The 16,584-nt window shown below is 49.5% G+C and carries 14 protein-coding genes; 11 read left to right on the top strand and 3 right to left on the bottom strand.

Annotated features, from left to right (window positions below; all coding sequences use genetic code 11):
* The first annotated feature begins 173 nt into the window (after window positions 1–173).
* The 6 genes from H6A13_RS10715 (at window position 174) to H6A13_RS10690 (ending at window position 6,784) form a co-directional block, all read left to right on the top strand.
* Window positions 174–749 carry a 50S ribosomal protein L25 gene (locus tag H6A13_RS10715; protein WP_204909561.1) on the top strand — a complete coding sequence of 192 codons (576 nt, stop codon included), beginning with the start codon at window positions 174–176 and terminating at the stop codon, window positions 747–749.
* 338 nt (window positions 750–1,087) lie between these two features.
* On the top strand, window positions 1,088–1,510 hold the full coding sequence (gene rpsL / locus H6A13_RS10710; protein WP_070088497.1) for a 30S ribosomal protein S12: 423 nt from the start codon (window positions 1,088–1,090) through the stop codon (window positions 1,508–1,510).
* Between the two features lie 145 nt (window positions 1,511–1,655).
* Window positions 1,656–2,126, top strand: a complete 471-nt coding sequence (rpsG, locus tag H6A13_RS10705) for a 30S ribosomal protein S7 (protein ID WP_338043063.1) — start codon at window positions 1,656–1,658, stop codon at window positions 2,124–2,126.
* A gap of 9 nt (window positions 2,127–2,135) precedes the next feature.
* Entirely contained in the window at window positions 2,136–4,256 is a 2,121-nt protein-coding gene (fusA, locus tag H6A13_RS10700) for an elongation factor G (protein ID WP_204909560.1), read from the top strand.
* Between the two features lie 118 nt (window positions 4,257–4,374).
* Window positions 4,375–5,568, top strand: coding sequence for an elongation factor Tu (tuf, locus tag H6A13_RS10695; protein ID WP_204909559.1), 1,194 nt, complete (start codon window positions 4,375–4,377; stop codon window positions 5,566–5,568).
* Between the two features lie 178 nt (window positions 5,569–5,746).
* Window positions 5,747–6,784: a YitT family protein gene (locus H6A13_RS10690; protein WP_243424785.1), complete on the top strand. Its 1,038-nt coding sequence runs from the start codon at window positions 5,747–5,749 to the stop codon at window positions 6,782–6,784.
* 75 nt (window positions 6,785–6,859) lie between these two features.
* Here H6A13_RS10690 and H6A13_RS10685 read toward each other — a convergent pair whose 3' ends face one another.
* Window positions 6,860–7,642: an HAD family hydrolase gene (locus tag H6A13_RS10685; protein WP_204909558.1), complete on the bottom strand. Its 783-nt coding sequence runs from the start codon at window positions 7,640–7,642 to the stop codon at window positions 6,860–6,862.
* An 83-nt stretch (window positions 7,643–7,725) separates the two neighbouring features.
* On the opposite strand from H6A13_RS10685, the gene rpiB reads away from it, so the two are divergent.
* Both rpiB and H6A13_RS10675 read left to right on the top strand, forming a co-directional pair.
* Entirely contained in the window at window positions 7,726–8,166 is a 441-nt protein-coding gene (gene rpiB / locus H6A13_RS10680; RefSeq protein WP_204909557.1) for a ribose 5-phosphate isomerase B, read from the top strand.
* A 7-nt stretch (window positions 8,167–8,173) separates the two neighbouring features.
* Complete coding sequence (locus H6A13_RS10675) at window positions 8,174–8,824, top strand: HAD family hydrolase (protein WP_204909556.1); 651 nt, start codon at window positions 8,174–8,176, stop codon at window positions 8,822–8,824.
* 59 nt (window positions 8,825–8,883) lie between these two features.
* On the opposite strand, the gene H6A13_RS10670 is transcribed toward H6A13_RS10675, so the two are convergent.
* Window positions 8,884–12,189, bottom strand: a complete 3,306-nt coding sequence (locus H6A13_RS10670) for a DUF5107 domain-containing protein (protein ID WP_204909555.1) — start codon at window positions 12,187–12,189, stop codon at window positions 8,884–8,886.
* A 209-nt stretch (window positions 12,190–12,398) separates the two neighbouring features.
* Between H6A13_RS10670 and H6A13_RS10665 the strand changes: the two genes are divergently transcribed.
* From H6A13_RS10665 to H6A13_RS10655, 3 genes are all read left to right on the top strand, one after another.
* Complete coding sequence (locus tag H6A13_RS10665) at window positions 12,399–13,286, top strand: AraC family transcriptional regulator (RefSeq protein ID WP_243424784.1); 888 nt, start codon at window positions 12,399–12,401, stop codon at window positions 13,284–13,286.
* Between the two features lie 104 nt (window positions 13,287–13,390).
* Complete coding sequence (locus tag H6A13_RS10660) at window positions 13,391–14,461, top strand: zinc-dependent alcohol dehydrogenase family protein (RefSeq protein ID WP_204909553.1); 1,071 nt, start codon at window positions 13,391–13,393, stop codon at window positions 14,459–14,461.
* The gene (locus tag H6A13_RS10655) at window positions 14,461–15,528 is read left to right on the top strand and encodes a M24 family metallopeptidase (protein ID WP_204909552.1); all 1,068 of its coding nucleotides are present in this window, start codon (window positions 14,461–14,463) and stop codon (window positions 15,526–15,528) included. Before H6A13_RS10660 ends, H6A13_RS10655 begins: the two co-directional genes overlap by 1 nt.
* A 117-nt stretch (window positions 15,529–15,645) precedes the next feature.
* Here the strand turns inward: H6A13_RS10655 and H6A13_RS10650 are convergent, their stop codons facing one another.
* Complete coding sequence (locus H6A13_RS10650) at window positions 15,646–16,518, bottom strand: D-psicose 3-epimerase (RefSeq protein WP_204909551.1); 873 nt, start codon at window positions 16,516–16,518, stop codon at window positions 15,646–15,648.
* Window positions 16,519–16,584 lie beyond the last annotated feature (66 nt).

Genomic DNA, 16,584 nt, shown 5'->3' with positions numbered 1-16,584 from the left:
TAAATGGGGACGGGGGATTTCCGGAAATCCTCCGTCCCCATTTACATGGTGGTGGAAAACTGCACAATTTTTCCCGTGGAAAATGTGGATAATTGGTGAATCTGAATCTGTAATAGGTGTTATAATAAACATGTAACAAGAAAACCTGTCAGATTTTTGGAGGAAGAGATAAAATGGATACTTTAAAAGCTGAAAAAAGATCAAAAGAAGTAAAAGCTAAAAAATTAAGAAGAGAAGGTTTTGTTACCGGCAATGTGATTGGCAAGGAAATTGAGACGTCTATTCCGGTCAAGATGAATAAGCAGGATGTAGAACGTCTTTTGAAAACCAATGGAAAGGGAAGTACGATTACCCTGGATGTGGAAGGAACTTCCTACAACGTGCTGATTAAAGATGTAATATATAATTCTTTGAAGGGGCAGCTGGAAGAAGTGGATTTCCAGGCGCTGGTCAGCGGCGAAAAAGTGCATTCAGTAGCAGAGATCGTTCTTCTGAATCATGAGAAAGTGATTGGTGGCGTACTGGAGCAGATGCTGGAAGAAATTTCATTCCGGGCTTATCCGGATGCGCTGGTAGATAAAGTAGAAATCGATGCGGGCGAACTTCACGCAGGCGATGCGGTTCATGTAAAAGATCTGGACATTGCGAAGAATCCGAAGATTGATATATTGACAGATCCAGAAACAATCGTAGTTCGTGTTCAGGAAGTTCATAATACTTCAGAAAATGAAGAAGAAACAGAAGCTTAAACTGCGTCAGGAGAAAACTGCGGCAGAATATAACATAGAAGCAGAAAAAACGAGAAAGAACATCGGGATTTGCGGCAAACAAGTCCCGATGTTTCTTTGTGGAAATCTAATCGGGTACACCCTTATTTTCATTTTGGTACACCCTGAAATGCAATTTGGGACGTAGACCTTTGCAAAAAGTCTACGTCCCAAATTCCAAATTCCGGAGAAACACCTTGACAAGGCCGCAAAAACGTAATACACTAGTTGAGCGTGCATAGAAATGCATTCTATTTTTTGTGCGCGCGGATTCATGGAAATGAATGGCAACTTATTATAATCGTAGGAGGTGAAAGAGAATGCCAACATTTAACCAGCTTGTAAAAAAAGGACGTCAGACATCTGTAAAGAAGTCTACAGCTCCGGCACTTCAGAAAGGATACAATTCTCTTAGAAAGAGAAGTATCAATGCATCTGCTCCTCAGAAGAGAGGCGTTTGCACAGCTGTTAAGACAGCTACACCGAAGAAGCCGAATTCAGCTCTTAGAAAAATCGCCAGAGTTCGTCTGTCCAACGGTATCGAGGTAACAAGCTACATCCCGGGTGAAGGACACAACCTTCAGGAGCACAGCGTGGTTCTGATCCGTGGCGGAAGAGTAAAAGACCTTCCGGGTACCAGATATCACATCGTTCGTGGAACCCTGGATACAGCAGGTGTTGCAAAGAGAAGACAGGCCCGTTCCAAATACGGCGCTAAGAGACCGAAAGACGCAAAGAAGTAGAAACAAAGTAATGTAGTCACAAACAGAACTATGATTATGTAAGTTGCAAGGTATATACAACGTATGCCCCGCACTACACTGTATCATTAGAAAGACACATGTGAGTACCGATGAATTAATCATTATGTTTAAGGAGGGAAGGACCGTGCCACGTAAAGGACATACTCAGAAAAGAGACGTATTAGCGGATCCGTTATACAATAATAAAGTGGTTACCAAGCTTATCAATAACATTATGTTAGATGGTAAGAAAGGTATCGCACAGAAGATCGTATACGGAGCATTTGAAAGAGTTGCAGAAAAGACCGACAAGCCGGCGATCGAAGTATTCGAGGAGGCTATGAACAACATCATGCCAGTACTTGAGGTAAAGGCAAGACGTATCGGTGGTGCAACCTACCAGGTGCCGATCGAAGTAAGAGCTGACAGAAGACAGGCTCTGGCGCTTCGCTGGCTGACCAACTTCTCCCGCGCAAGAGGCGAGAAGACTATGGAAGAAAGACTGGCGAATGAGATCATGGATGCTGCAAACAATACAGGTGCAGCCGTTAAGAGAAAAGAAGATATGCACAAGATGGCTGAAGCAAATAAGGCATTTGCTCATTACAGATTCTAGGAGGCAACAATGGCTGGAAGAGAATATCCATTAGATAGAACAAGAAATATTGGTATTATGGCTCATATTGATGCCGGTAAGACAACACTGACTGAGCGTATCCTGTATTACACCGGAGTGAACTATAAGATCGGTGATACTCATGAAGGTACTGCAACCATGGATTGGATGGAGCAGGAGCAGGAAAGAGGTATCACGATCACTTCAGCCGCTACCACATGCCACTGGACTTTGGAGGAAAAGACAAAACCGAAAAAGGGTGCTCTGGAGCATCGTATCAACATCATTGATACCCCGGGCCACGTTGACTTCACGGTAGAGGTTGAGCGTTCCTTACGTGTACTGGACGGCGCTGTCGGCGTGTTCTGTGCAAAGGGTGGTGTTGAGCCGCAGTCAGAAAATGTATGGCGTCAGGCAGACACCTACAATGTACCGCGTATGGCGTTCATCAATAAGATGGACATTTTAGGTGCAGACTTCTATAATGCCGTTGAGCAGATCAAGACAAGACTTGGCAAAAATGCGATCTGTCTGCAGCTGCCAATTGGAAAAGAAGACGATTTCAAGGGAATCATCGACCTGTTTGAGATGCAGGCTTACATCTACAACGATGAAAAGGGCGATGACATTTCCGTAACAGATATTCCGGAAGATATGCAGGACGACGCAGAGCTTTACCACACCGAGCTGGTAGAGAAGATCTGCGAACTGGATGACGATCTGATGATGGAATACCTGGAAGGTGACGAGCCTTCTGTAGAGGCAATGAAAGCCGTATTAAGAAAAGCTACCTGCGAGTGTACAGCAGTACCGGTTTGCTGCGGATCTGCTTACAGAAACAAGGGTGTTCAGAAGCTTCTGGACGCAATCCTTGAGTTCATGCCCGCTCCGACCGACATCCCGGCGATCAAGGGTGTGGATGAGGACGGAAATGAAGTGGAGAGACATTCTTCTGATGAAGAGCCGTTCTCCGCTCTGGTATTCAAGATCATGACAGACCCGTTCGTAGGAAAACTTGCTTACTTCAGAGTTTATTCCGGAACCGTAAACTCCGGTTCCTATGTATTAAACGCAACAAAGGGCAAGAAGGAGCGTGTAGGACGTATCCTTCAGATGCATGCGAACAAGAGACAGGAGCTTGACAAGGTATATTCCGGAGATATCGCAGCAGCGATCGGATTTAAGTTCTCCACCACAGGTGATACCATCTGTGACGAGCAGCATCCGGTAATCCTGGAGTCCATGGAGTTCCCGGAGCCGGTTATCGAGCTGGCGATCGAGCCCAAGACCAAGGCTTCCCAGGGCAAACTTGGAGAATCTCTTGCGAAACTTGCAGAAGAAGACCCGACCTTCCGTGCACATACTGACCAGGAGACTGGACAGACCATTATCGCCGGAATGGGTGAGCTTCACCTGGAGATCATCGTAGACAGACTGTTACGTGAGTTCAAGGTAGAAGCAAATGTAGGTGCTCCGCAGGTTGCATACAAGGAAGCATTTACAAAGGCTGTGGATGTGGACAGCAAGTACGCAAAACAGTCTGGTGGACGTGGACAGTACGGACACTGTAAAGTGAAATTCGAGCCCATGGATGTCAATGGAGAAGAGACATTTAAGTTTGAGTCTACTGTAGTCGGAGGAGCAATTCCGAAAGAATACATCCCGGCTGTAGGCGAGGGTATCGAAGAGGCTATGAAGGCCGGTATCCTGGGCGGATTCCCGGTAGTCGGCATTCATGCAAATGTATACGACGGATCTTACCATGAGGTAGACTCCAGTGAAATGGCATTCCACATCGCAGGTTCTCTTGCATTCAAGGATGCAATGAAGAAGGCTGCACCGGTTCTGCTTGAGCCTATCATGAAGGTGGAAGTAACCATGCCGGAAGAATACATGGGCGACGTAATCGGAGATATCAACTCCCGTCGTGGACGTATTGAGGGTATGGACGACCTGGGCGGCGGAAAGATCGTACGTGGATATGTACCGTTGTCTGAGATGTTTGGTTACTCAACAGACCTTCGTTCCCGGACTCAGGGACGTGGAAACTACTCCATGTTCTTCGAAAAATACGAGCCGGTTCCGAAGTCCGTACAGGAAAAAGTACTGTCTGGTAAAAATAATGAGTAATTAAATATGAAAAAGGCTTGAAAAACTGTATGATTTGAAATATAATCAATCTTAGCCGAGTTAAAACGTATTATAAAAATGCCTGAAACAAGGCGCTATAATAAGGAGGATATTCAAAATGGCAAAAGCTAAATTTGAAAGAACAAAACCGCATTGTAATATTGGTACCATCGGTCACGTTGACCATGGTAAAACCACTCTGACTGCAGCTATCACAAAGGTTCTGTCCAAGAGAGTAGCTGGTAACGCAGAGGTTGCATTCGACAACATCGACAAGGCTCCGGAAGAGAGAGAGCGTGGAATCACTATCTCTACTGCACACGTTGAGTACGAGACAGAGAAACGTCACTACGCACACGTTGACTGCCCAGGACATGCTGACTACGTAAAGAACATGATCACTGGTGCTGCTCAGATGGACGGAGCTATCCTTGTAGTAGCTGCTACTGACGGTGTTATGGCTCAGACAAGAGAGCACATCCTTCTGTCCCGTCAGGTAGGTGTACCGTACATCGTAGTATTCATGAACAAATGCGATATGGTAGACGATGAAGAGCTGCTTGAGCTGGTTGAGATGGAAATCCGTGAACTGCTTGACGAGTATGAGTTCCCGGGAGATGACACTCCGATCATCCAGGGTTCTGCTCTGAAAGCTCTGGAAGAGCCGGAAGGACCGTGGGGAGACAAGATCATGGAACTGATGGATGCTGTTGACAGCTACATTCCGGATCCGGAGCGTGACGTTGACAAGCCGTTCCTGATGCCTGTAGAGGACGTATTCTCCATCACAGGTCGTGGAACCGTTGCTACTGGTAGAGTAGAGCGTGGTACTCTTCACGTATCTGATGAAGTAGAGATCGTTGGTATCCATGAGGAGACCAAGAAGACTGTTGTAACAGGTGTTGAGATGTTCCGTAAGCTGCTTGACGAGGCTCAGGCTGGTGACAACATCGGTGCCCTGCTTCGTGGTATCCAGAGAACTGAGATCGAAAGAGGTCAGGTTCTGTGTAAACCAGGTTCTGTAACCTGCCACCACAAATTTACCGCTCAGGTATACGTTCTGACCAAAGATGAAGGTGGACGTCATACTCCGTTCTTCAACAACTATCGTCCGCAGTTCTACTTCAGAACAACTGACGTAACAGGTGTCTGCATGCTTCCGGAAGGAACAGAGATGTGCATGCCTGGCGACCACATCGAGATGACAGCTGAGCTGATTCATCCGGTAGCTATGGAAGAAGGACTTCGTTTCGCTATCCGTGAGGGTGGACGTACCGTAGGTTCTGGTGTTGTTAAGAACATCATCGAGTAATCGAGATCTGACAGCATAGAATAGCTTTCAAAGCTTGATAAGAAAAGAATATTCCCCCGGAAGTGTAGACTTCCGGGGGTTTTTCGTATAAGATGAATGACAGGGGGCAGGCGCATTCAGAAAAATCTAAGAAGGCAGAACATAAGAAAGGCAGAGATATATTATGGAGCGTACGGGAATGAGAGAGGCAGATAGAAGCAGGACAGAAACGAGTAAGACAGAGATGAGTAAGACCGAAACGAGTAAGGCAGAAACGAGTAAGGACCGCGCAGGAGACGGAAAGACCAGCGCAGCGCAAAGAGACGGGGCAGAAAAGAAGACAGCCGTATTTCGAAAGTCTCCGCAGGAAATCATAAAACAGGCCTGTATGCTGATTGCCGGATGCCTGTGCTGTAGTATATCCACCAACTGGATTTTGATTCCGAACGGCCTGGCAGCCCCTGGAATAACCGGAATCTCCCTGACTGTGGAACATTTCACCGGAATCAATTACTCCTTTGTATACTATGCGATCACAATCCTGATCCTGATCACCACATGGTTTACACTCGGGAAAAAAGACGCATCCAACATCGTGATCCTGTCCATACTGTATCCGGCAGTTTTGTCCGTCTTAAGTTTCGTGGATATCCAGATTGTGTTTGAAGATAAGCTGATCGCACTTGCCGTATTCGGCGTAATATACGGAGTCGGGATCGGGATTCCCTATCGGATCGGATTTTCCTACGGCGGCGACGATACAGTGGCCAAAATTCTCAAAAAATGCGTCTGGAAATCCATAGAGCTAAAGAAAATATACTATTTCGAAGAAGTGCTGATCATTCTGTTCATGGCAACGGCATTTGATCTGGATACACTGGCGTATGCCTTCGCCGGACAGCTGATTTACGTAAACGCCATGAACTACGTAGTGTTCAACCTGGGGCCCAAATTGTATGACATGCAGATCATCGGCGATCAGAAAATGGAAGAAGTGGAAGACTTCATCATCAATACAATCCACAAAAGCGTTACCATTTACCATGACGCCGTGGGCGGATACTCCAGAGAACCCAAGGTACAGATGAGCTGCGTGTGCAACTCAAAAGAATACATCCAGCTGCGCGAATTCATCAAAAAAGGCAGCTATAACTGCTTTATCAAAGTCATTCCGCTGGTACATGTATTTGGACAAAATCGAGATTTCCACAGGCTGGATGATGAAAATATTGAGTAGGGTACAGGGTAAAATGCAAAAAGGTACAGGGTAAAATGCAAATTGGGACGTAGACCTTTGCAAAAAGTCTACGTCCTAATTTGCATTTTGCAGCAATGCTGTGAGGACTTTTTCTACGGAGTCGGTGACGGCGTCTGCGTGTTTTTCCACGCCGGGAGCGGCGTTTTTCATGGCGTACCCAATGCCGGCATATTCCAGCATTTCGATGTCATTATACTGGTCGCCAAATGCGATGCATTCTTCCGGTGCGATGCCGAGGTGTTCGGCCAGGGCCTTAAGTGCGGTGCCTTTGTTGGCGCCGGGGGCGATGAAGTCTACCCACAGGTTGCCGGAGGTGACGACTTCAATCTGGTTTCCGAACCGCTTTTTGAAGTAGGGCAGCAGATTGTCGGTGCCGTGGAAATCGCAGGCTGCCAGTTTGAGGAAAGGCTCCTGTATGCTGGAAAGATCCGGGCAGTAAACAATGTCGTTGAGAAGTTCATCGCGCAGATGGCGGATAAATGTTTCGCTGGTGGAATCGGTGTAACAGTGGCTTTCGCAGGAGAGAAGTGTGTGGCTGCCCTCGAATTCTCCGGAAGCCTGGATGATGCGAAGTCCTAGGTCCCGTTCGATGATCCCTTTTGCGATCACCTGCCCGCGGCAGACGCACAGAGAGCCATTTTCTGCGATATAGGAAATGTCATTTTTTACAGGGGCAAAGAGCTGGTGCTGGCTGTAAAGCTGCCGCCCGCTGGCCGCCGCGAAATGGATGCCTTTTTCTTTCAGGCGCAGAATCAGGTCAAAAATCTTCGGCGAAGGGCGCTGGGCTCCGTTTTGTAGTAAAGTGCCGTCCAGGTCGCTGGCTATCAGTTTTATCATATTCCGGTCTCCTTTTGTTGCGTATTCGTACCGAACCCATTATAATATAAAAGGAAAATAAATGGAAGAGAGGGTATTTTAATATGAAGATAGGGATCGGCAATGATCACGCTGCAGTAGACATGAAATTCGAGATTGTGAAATATCTGGAGGAGTCCGGGTATGAAGTGGTAAATTTCGGGACAGATACAAATGACAGCTGTGATTATCCGGTATATGGGGAAAAAGTTGCACGGGCAGTGGCAAACGGAGAAGTGGACAGAGGGATCCTGATCTGCGGCACCGGCGTGGGGATTTCGCTGGCTGCAAATAAGGTAAAAGGGATCCGCGCGGCTGTCTGCTCTGAATCTGTAACCGCCCGTTTTTCGAGATTGCATAATGATGCAAATATCCTGGCCTTCGGTGCAAGGATTGTGGGTGTGGAGACCGCGAAGGATATGGTAAATGTGTGGCTCAATACAGAATTTGAGGGCGGCCGGCATCAGAGAAGAGTGGATCTGATTATGAAGATCGAGGAGGAATAGAAAGAGCATGGAGGCGATCATTTTTGATGTAGACGGAACCTTGTGGGACGCAAAGGATGAGATTGTGTATTCCTGGAACAAAGCGCTGGAAGGATGGCCATCCGTCAAAAAACGGCTGACTGGAGAGATGATGACGCCGGAGCTTGGAAAACCAATGGACGAGATTATGGACGATCTTTTTCCGGAATTATCGCCGGAAGAGCAGGAGCGTCTGGCAAAGGATCTGTACCGTGTGGAAAATAAGTGGGTAGAATCGGCGCCATGTCATATTTACGAGGGGTTGGAAGAGACCATCCGGGAGCTGAGCGGCAGATATCAGTTGATGATCGTCAGCAACAGCCAGGCCGGATATATCGAAGCGTTCCTGAAAAATACAGGCCTTGGGGAATATTTTGTTGATCATGTATGCTTTGGCGATACAGAGATCCCCAAAGGGGAAAACATCCGCCTGATCATGGAACGAAACCAGATCAAAGACGCCGTATATGTAGGCGACACGGCGGGCGATGCGCAGGCCTGCCGGCTGGCGGGAGTTCCCATGATCTATGCGGCCTATGGATTCGGGAACGTAGAAGGAGATTATCTGACCATTCAAAAATTTACAGATCTTCTCAAAATAGATTTTGAACAGTTGATGTGGAAAACTTGTGGAAAATAATGTGGAAAACTATCAATGGGGACGGGGGATTTTCAGAAATCCCCCGTCCCCATTGATGGTTACATCATCATATGCTGGATCGCGCCCTGGTATCCCGGCTGTCCGGCAAGGATGCCTTCCAGTTCTTCTTCTGCTTTCTTCCTGTTTCCGAGTCCCAGATTTCCTAAAGCGATCAGATAATGGCAGTAGGTGTCGTTCCGGTTCTGGATGTTGCTTGGAAAGACTTCAATTTCCGGCAGGGATACGGCAAAGTAGTCATATCCTACGTGGTCGAACAGGTGCTTTTCGCCAAAGGAGATCAACTGGTGGAAGCACTTGCGTGCTGCGGCATGTTCTCCTAATTTCTCGTGCGCCAGACCCTGGTAGAGAATGGTGTCTGAGGGCTGGTCGTTGTAGTAGAGCACACTTCCGGGTTCGTCGAGTCCGATGGAAGCTTTGCGGAAATATTCTGCCGCAGTGTCAGTTTCGCCTTTTGCTTCAAATGCGATTCCCAGGTAGTAGTCGGCGATGTTGTCCTGTACGTTGGGGAGCTTGCCTTCGCCCAGATTTTCCGGGTAAACCTTGGTTGCTTCCAGCAGGCGGATGGCCTCGTCGTACTGCTTTTCACCGAGCAGGCGGATGGCCTTCTGGGTCAGCGCGTAGCGGTACTGGGTGCTGACTTTTCCTTCGCCGCCCTCCCATGGATGGAACTTGTGGGGGGTCAGGCAGGAAAGTGCCTTATCGTACTGGTAGGTGTTGTTTAACAGTGTAATGTATTCGATGTACAATGCATCCCGGTCTTTCGTCAGGTCTATGCGGGATTCCAGAAGGGCCAGCCGGTTTTCATTGGAAACGCCTGCCTTGGAGCAGAGCTGGTCGTATTCCTGCAGGAACCGGGAATACCCGGGATCCAGGTCCAGCGCTTTCTTCATGGAAGCCAGCGCTTTGTCGATATCTTTTTCCTTATTATAGTAAGCGATAGCAAGATTCCGGTGCGCCATGGCAAAGTCCGGCTCCCCGGCAATGGCGGTCTGCCAGTGGGCGGTCGCTTTTTGATACTGCTTTTTATCATAGTACAGGCAGCCCAGATAGTAGTGGGCTCTCGGCGCATTGCCCAGTGCGTGGATGGCGGCGTTCAGGATGACGACCTCTTCCACGCGGTTGGGGAAGCAGCAGTCCGGGCATGCGGCTTCGCCTTTTGCATAGGCTTCTTTAGCGTCTTCCGTATGTCCGCTGTCTGAAGATGTTCCCGGAACTGTGCTGCCCGTTCTGTCTTTTTCCCACGCATAGCCCAGATAATAGGAAACCATAGGCGATGGATCTTCGCAGGCTGCAAGGATGTTTCTGGCATCTTCATAGAATCCGGCTTTCATATAATCCAGGGACAACTCCAGATAATTGTGGGCCGGCCTGCGCATCATGCGCTTCCAATCCTCCATGCTGCCGCAGATCAGGGCCTTTTCGTAGCGTACGCCCATATCCAGCGGGTCGATGGAAGAGGACTCTGCAAGAAGCGCCGACGGATCCTGGTCCAGTGCGCGCAGGATGGCGGCCTTCAAAGTCCGGGCCTTCATGTTGTGCCAGTTGCGGATCATAGACTGGTCAATAAACTCCAGAGCCGCCGCATAGTCGCCTTTTTTACAGGACAGGCAGGCCAGCCAGTAGAAACCGCTGCTCTGGGTTTCGTAACTCCAGGTAGCCTTGTAAAATGCATCAAACGCCTCCTCGTCCCTGCCGGTCATCACCAGCGCAAGCCCCAGATTAAAATAACATTCCCCGTGATAGGGATTGGGGTTTTTCCAGGTCTGTTTCTCAATCGCCCTGCGGAAATAAGGAATGCTCTCCTCAAAGCAGCCTCTGCGGAAGAGAAGAAGTCCGTAGGCATTGTTTAGACGGAGGTCGGAAGGATCTCTTTTTAAGCCTTCCAGATAGTAGTCCTCCGGCGCATATGTAGCGTGGCGGTACTGCTCCAGATGAAGCCCGCCCAGATACAGCTCCTCCGTAGATTTTAACTGTTCCGGCGCAAGCAGCGGATCTGCCGGTTCAGGCGTCGGCTCCAGCTCTGCCGGTTTCTGGGTGTAGCTGACCAGCACATTTCCAGATGCATCGCGAATGGAAATGGTGCAGCCGGTCAGTTCTGTCAGATCCGTCTCAAAGCTTCCATCGTAAATGTCGACAGGAGAAAGGGGAGCAGTCTCGGAAAAGAGCACATTTCCATCTTTTTCCACCCGGATGCATACGGCCGGATACTTGCCGGAAGCATAAGCCTTGATGTGGCACAGGCCGTTTTCCAGTTCTATATTCACAGAAGCGTCTTTGGTGGCATTTTTCACCCGGCCCACATGTTTGTACGGCATGAAGTACTGGGTAAATGTCTTTTCTTCCTGCGGTTTCAGCCAGGTGAAATCCGGCTGGTTATCTGCGAAGACGCCGGTCATCAGCTCGATGTAAGGACCGTCTTCATCCGTCAGATTCCGGTCCCAGGCCTGGCCGAAGTCACTGTTTCCCCAGGTCCACTGTTTTTTTCCGGGGGAAATGTGGTGATCCGCCACGTGGAGAAGACCTGCGTCCAGGTTCTCGTCAAAGTTCCCGATGAAGTCGTAGTCCGAATGCGCTGCCATGTAAGAGGTGGGCACTTTGATGTTGCGGTAACAGGAAATGTCGATGCCCTCCGAATAATCGTATTTATAGTATTCGCCTGTGGCAATGGGGAAGGTGGATACGGCCCGTTTGCCGTGATCCATGACTGCATGTACGTCCGGCGGGAATACGGAATATGTATGCTGATTGACCGGGACCGCCGGATTGGCCCACCACAGGAAGGTCTGCGGCATATCGGTGCGGTTGTAAAGCTGCCCCTTGATCTCGATATAGGATTTTCCGGGATACAGGGTAAATGCGCCCATGCCCTTGGTGCCGTACATTTTGTCGATTTCACTGACATAGACTGTGGCAGAACCGTCCTCGTGCTCCTGATAGAAATAATCTGCCGGAGAATAGGTAGACGGCCGGTGGTGCTGGGGCCAGTTAAACTCAATGCCTCCGGAGATCCACGGCCCGGTCAGACCCACCAGCGCCGGCTTGATCACATGATTGTAATAGACAAAATCATAGCCGTTGGTCTTGTCGTATGCCCGCTGGATCCTGCCGCCGATCTCGGGAAGGATCATCACCTTCAGATATTCGTTTTCCAGGTAAATGGCGTGATAAGCCACGTCCTCTTTCTCATCGGATATTTTTTCTGTGACAGGAAGGGGATAGACTCTTCCGCTGCTCCCCTGGTAAGCGCGGTTTTCCAGGAAAAGAGGGCTTTTCTCCGGTGCCGCCGCAGGATAAGTAGGGATGATCGCCTGTTCCTCCCACACTTGTACACGTGTTGCTGCCATAACAATGTCTCCTTTCGTTTTTCCTTTACATTCGATCGCTGTGTTTTGTATTTTCTGCCTTTAGAATAGCATAGCAAAAGCGGTGCAGGAATGGCATAAATGATAAAAACATGGACAATATTCCACTGCAGTGCTATAGTGAACCCATAGAAGAGCCTGGAGATGCAGGCGGGTTTTGCATCGGAAAAATTATAAGGAGGCGGGAGCAAATGACAGACGGGATCGGAAAAGCGGAAGGATTCCGGGATGAAACGTATCTGATCATCCCTACGGAATCTTTTACCGAATATATGGCGCATCCATTGATCCGGGCGGCATATCTGACGGACGTGGGATTTTTCCCCCGGGCCAGAGAACACTACCGGGAGCGGGAAGAAGGGGCGGATCAGTATATTCTTATCTATTGTACGGAAGGAAAAGGGATCATCGAGGTGGAGGGGCGCAAATACCACCTGGGCCGGTCAGACGCGTTCTGCATTCCCCGGCATAAACGCCACCGGTATTATGCGGACGAAAAAGAACCCTGGAGCATTTTGTGGGTCCATTTTAAAGGAGAAAGCATTTCCTATTATCCGGTGCAGGAGTGCCGGGTGATCCACCTGTCGTCCCGGGCCAGCGACAACCGTATGATGGTCCTTTTCAAACTTTTGTTCCGGGTTCTGGAGCGCAACTATACATTAGGAAATTTTATATACATTTCCCAGGTGCTCGCGCTGATCCTGTCAGAAATCTATTTTCGGGAAAAGATGGACGAAAGCACCACCTCGGACCGGCATGTGACCCAGGTGGTCCGCTATATGTATCAGAATTTAAATAAAAATCTGACGCTTTCTGATATTTCCCGGGAAGTGGAATTGTCCAAAAGCTATCTGAACGCGATCTTTAAGGCACAGACCGGAAAATCTCCGGTGGAATTTTTTATCCATCTGAAAATGCAGGAGGCCTGCAAGCTTCTGAAGTCAGGACAGATGTATGTTTACGAAGCGGCGGCCGCCTTAGGGTATGAGGATCAGTATTATTTTTCCCGTATTTTTAAGAAGGTGGTGGGTGTTTCCCCCAGAGATTATCAGAATGGCGACTATTTTTATCCGGAATAGAAAAGTGGAAGATAGTCCATCAATGGATAGAATAAGGAATTTATGGGAGAAGGGAAGCGTGCTATACTAAAGCCAGAATAAAAAAACGTAGGAGGATGATCACTATGGAAAACAAGATTCCTGAGACAATGCTTGGAATGAAACTGCCGGGCGGAGCAAAGGTTGAAGCGGTACAGGTTCCGGTTCCCCATCCGGGCCCGGGACAGGTGCTTTTGAAAATGAAGGCGGCAAGCCTGTGCGGAAGCGACCTGAAATACATTTATTTTGAACACACGGATAAGACCGGCGGCGCAAGATATGACGATGTGATCGCAGGACACGAGCCCAGCGGACAGGTTGTGGAAGTGGGCGAAGATGTGAGCGATTTTCAGATCGGAGACCGGGTGGTTGTGTACCATATTCAGGGATGTGGTTATTGCGACGAATGCCGCAAAGGCTTCTTCATCAACTGCCAGAATCCGGAGCGCCGGGCTTACGGATGGCAGAGAGACGGCGCGCTGGCAGAATATATGGTAGCGGATGTCAGCACCTGCATCCATCTGCCGGATTTTCTGACCTATGAGGACGGCGCCATGATCGCCTGCGGATTCGGAACCGCTTATCAGGGACTGCTTCGGGCAAATGTTTCCGGAAACGACAAAGTTCTGGTCATGGGGCAGGGGCCGGTCGGACAGGCCGCGATCATTCTGGCAAAGGCACTGGGCGCGCAGACCATTGCCGTGGATATTGCAGAGGAACGTCTGGAGATGGCTAAAAAGATCGGCGCGGACGAAGTGCTGCTGGGCGACGATCAGATGGTGGAAAATGTAATGAAGATGACAAATGGCAAGGGCGTGGAAGTAGCGATCGACTGCTCCGGAAGCGCCATCGGACGCCACAGATGTCTGGAAGTGGCAAGAATGTGGGGAAATGTAGTCTTCCTTGGCGAGCAGGGAACGGTTACTTTTGAGCCAAGTCCGCTGCTTCTCCATAAGAATCTGACGCTGCACGGATCCTGGGTTACCAGCGTCGCAAATATGGAAAAACTGGTAGAACTTCTGGACCGCAAGAAAATACATCCCAGCCAGATCATCACGCACCGGTTCCCGCTGAAAGATACAGACAAGGCATTTGAAATCTTTGCCACAGGAAAAACCGGAAAAGTCTGCGTCTGCCATGAGATGGAGGAAGCATAATGGATCATGTGACAAGGGTGAGAGCCTGGCTGAAAGAGCAGAGCTACGATGGAGTGATCTTAAGCAGAAGAGATAATTTCACCTGGATCAGCGGAGGCGCGAAAAACGCAGTCTGCACCAATGCGGAAGCAGGGATCGGGTATTATGTCATCAGCGCCGGAGAGGTAAAGCTTCTGGCAGATTCCAGCGACGCGCCCCGCATGGGAGCAGAGCAGAATCCCCTGGGAGGCGAAGTGGTACTGGTTCCGTGGTATGAGTCCATGGATGCATTTATCCGGGAAATGGCGGACGGGAAAACGTATGTGTCCGACACCGGCATCGGAGGGACAAAAAATGTACAGAGCCAGCTGGTAGATTTAAGACTGCGCCTGGACCCGGAAGAGGTGGAACGGTACCGGGAGATCGGGCAGGCCTGCGCGCAGATCGTAGAAGGCGTCTGCAGGGACGCAAAACCAGGGCAGACGGAAGAAGAAGTGGCGGCAGACTTAAAATGCAGATGCATCCGGCAGGGGATCAGCCCGGACTGCGTTTTGGTAGGCTCTGACGAGCGGATCCTGAATTACCGCCATCCGGTGCCCACGGACAAAAAGATAGAAAAGAGCCTGATGGTGGTGCTGGGCGGAGAAAAGTACGGATTAAACATCAGCATGACCAGAATGGTATATTTTGCGTCCGTACCGGAAGAAATCCGGGAAAGATACGAAAAAACCGCCTACATCTTTGCCTGCATGCAGTGCATGATGAAAGAAGGACTGTCCTACCGGGAATATTTCAGAAAAGTACAGGAACTTTACCGGGAGGCAGGATGGGACGGCCAGTGGCAGAAACACCACCAGGGCGGACCCACAGGCTACGCCTGCCGGGAATTCATAGCAGGCCCGGATACGGAAGGCAAGATGTTTTGCGGGGAAGCCTTCGCATGGAATCCCACAATAGAAGGAACAAAATGCGAAGAAACCACATATCTTACAGCAGACGGCGTAGAAACATTCACACGGACAAAAGAATGGCCGAGCCATGTGGTAGAAACACCCTACGGGGACTACGAAGTGGCGGACATCCTATAATTGGGGACGGGGGATTTCCAGAAATCCCCCGTCCCCAATTATCGTTTTCCACAAAGAATCCCCGGCGGTTATCCACCAAATGTGGATAACCGCCGGGGATTCTTTCTTTTGCCACTTTTATTTCCAGTCCAGCATATATTTCTGGAATACGACTGCGTCGTGTGCGTCTTTATCTAACTGTTCTTCGGAAGCGCCGCGGCTGATGTCGCGCCACACATGGATGTCCTGGCCAACCTGTCCGCCCATGGTGACGAAGGGCTCCATGACCACGGTGCCGTCATACCCGATATCCCGGAGCGCGTTGCCGATCTCGCGCCAGGGGGTGCGTCCTTTTCCGGGAACCATGCGGTTGCATTCGCCGGTGTGGAAATGTCCCAGCAGGCTTCCGGCGGTGCGGATAGCGTCGCCGATGCTGGATTCCTCGATATTCATATGGAAGGTGTCCAGCATGACCTTGATATTATCCATGCCGACTTCTTTTACAAAGGCCACGCCTTCCTCTGCCGTGTTCAGAATGTGGTTTTCAAACCGGTTTAATACCTCCATGCCCATGTTGATGCCGTACTGCGCAGCTACAGGAGCGATATCCTGCATGGCTTCTACGCTGCGTTTCCAGTCGCCTTCTTTATCCACACCCTTGGAGAAATCCAGGGGCCAGTAGGAGTAGAGGGCTCCGCCGATGAGGTGGATATCCAGCTGGGCCATAACGTCGAAAAGTCTGGTGAACCATTCTTTCGCGTTTTTCCGGATGGCCGGGTCAGAGGATCCCAGATTGTGGTCATAGGTAGGGCCATAGCCTGCGGTCAGTTCGATGCCGTTTGCTTTTACGCAGTCACGGAGCGCGCGGATCTGCTCCGGCGTATAATCCGGCAGCGGGGCGGCGCCCACTTCTAAAATATCAAAGCCAAGGCGCGCGACTTTGTCTACATAATAGGTATAGTCCGCAGCCCATTCTTTTTCCCAGTAAGCATAGTAAATCCCGTGTTTCATAGCTCCCTGTTCCTCCTTTATCCATAGAAAAAATACATTTGGTATTATCCTAGTATACCACTGGAA

Origin of the sequence: Mordavella massiliensis, assembly GCF_016902415.1 — a bacterium.
Taxonomy (GTDB): Bacteria; Bacillota; Clostridia; order Lachnospirales; family Lachnospiraceae; genus Merdimonas; species Merdimonas faecigallinarum.
Note: the sequence above shows the minus strand (reverse complement) of the source record. Positions and strands in the feature narration are given on the sequence as shown.

What these genes read in the sequence shown, in the direction of transcription:
- H6A13_RS10715 (WP_204909561.1), top strand. Translation starts at nt 174, where the DNA reads ATGGATACTTTAAAAGCTGAAAAAAGATCAAAAGAAGTAAAAGCTAAA.
- rpsL (WP_070088497.1), top strand. Translation starts at nt 1,088, where the DNA reads ATGCCAACATTTAACCAGCTTGTAAAAAAAGGACGTCAGACATCTGTA.
- fusA (WP_204909560.1), top strand. Translation starts at nt 2,136, where the DNA reads ATGGCTGGAAGAGAATATCCATTAGATAGAACAAGAAATATTGGTATT.
- tuf (WP_204909559.1), top strand. Translation starts at nt 4,375, where the DNA reads ATGGCAAAAGCTAAATTTGAAAGAACAAAACCGCATTGTAATATTGGT.
- H6A13_RS10690 (WP_243424785.1), top strand. Translation starts at nt 5,747, where the DNA reads ATGAGAGAGGCAGATAGAAGCAGGACAGAAACGAGTAAGACAGAGATG.
- H6A13_RS10685 (WP_204909558.1), bottom strand. Translation starts at nt 7,642, where the DNA reads ATGATAAAACTGATAGCCAGCGACCTGGACGGCACTTTACTACAAAAC.
- rpiB (WP_204909557.1), top strand. Translation starts at nt 7,726, where the DNA reads ATGAAGATAGGGATCGGCAATGATCACGCTGCAGTAGACATGAAATTC.
- H6A13_RS10675 (WP_204909556.1), top strand. Translation starts at nt 8,174, where the DNA reads ATGGAGGCGATCATTTTTGATGTAGACGGAACCTTGTGGGACGCAAAG.
- H6A13_RS10670 (WP_204909555.1), bottom strand. Translation starts at nt 12,189, where the DNA reads ATGGCAGCAACACGTGTACAAGTGTGGGAGGAACAGGCGATCATCCCT.
- H6A13_RS10665 (WP_243424784.1), top strand. Translation starts at nt 12,399, where the DNA reads ATGACAGACGGGATCGGAAAAGCGGAAGGATTCCGGGATGAAACGTAT.
- H6A13_RS10660 (WP_204909553.1), top strand. Translation starts at nt 13,391, where the DNA reads ATGGAAAACAAGATTCCTGAGACAATGCTTGGAATGAAACTGCCGGGC.
- H6A13_RS10655 (WP_204909552.1), top strand. Translation starts at nt 14,461, where the DNA reads ATGGATCATGTGACAAGGGTGAGAGCCTGGCTGAAAGAGCAGAGCTAC.
- H6A13_RS10650 (WP_204909551.1), bottom strand. Translation starts at nt 16,518, where the DNA reads ATGAAACACGGGATTTACTATGCTTACTGGGAAAAAGAATGGGCTGCG.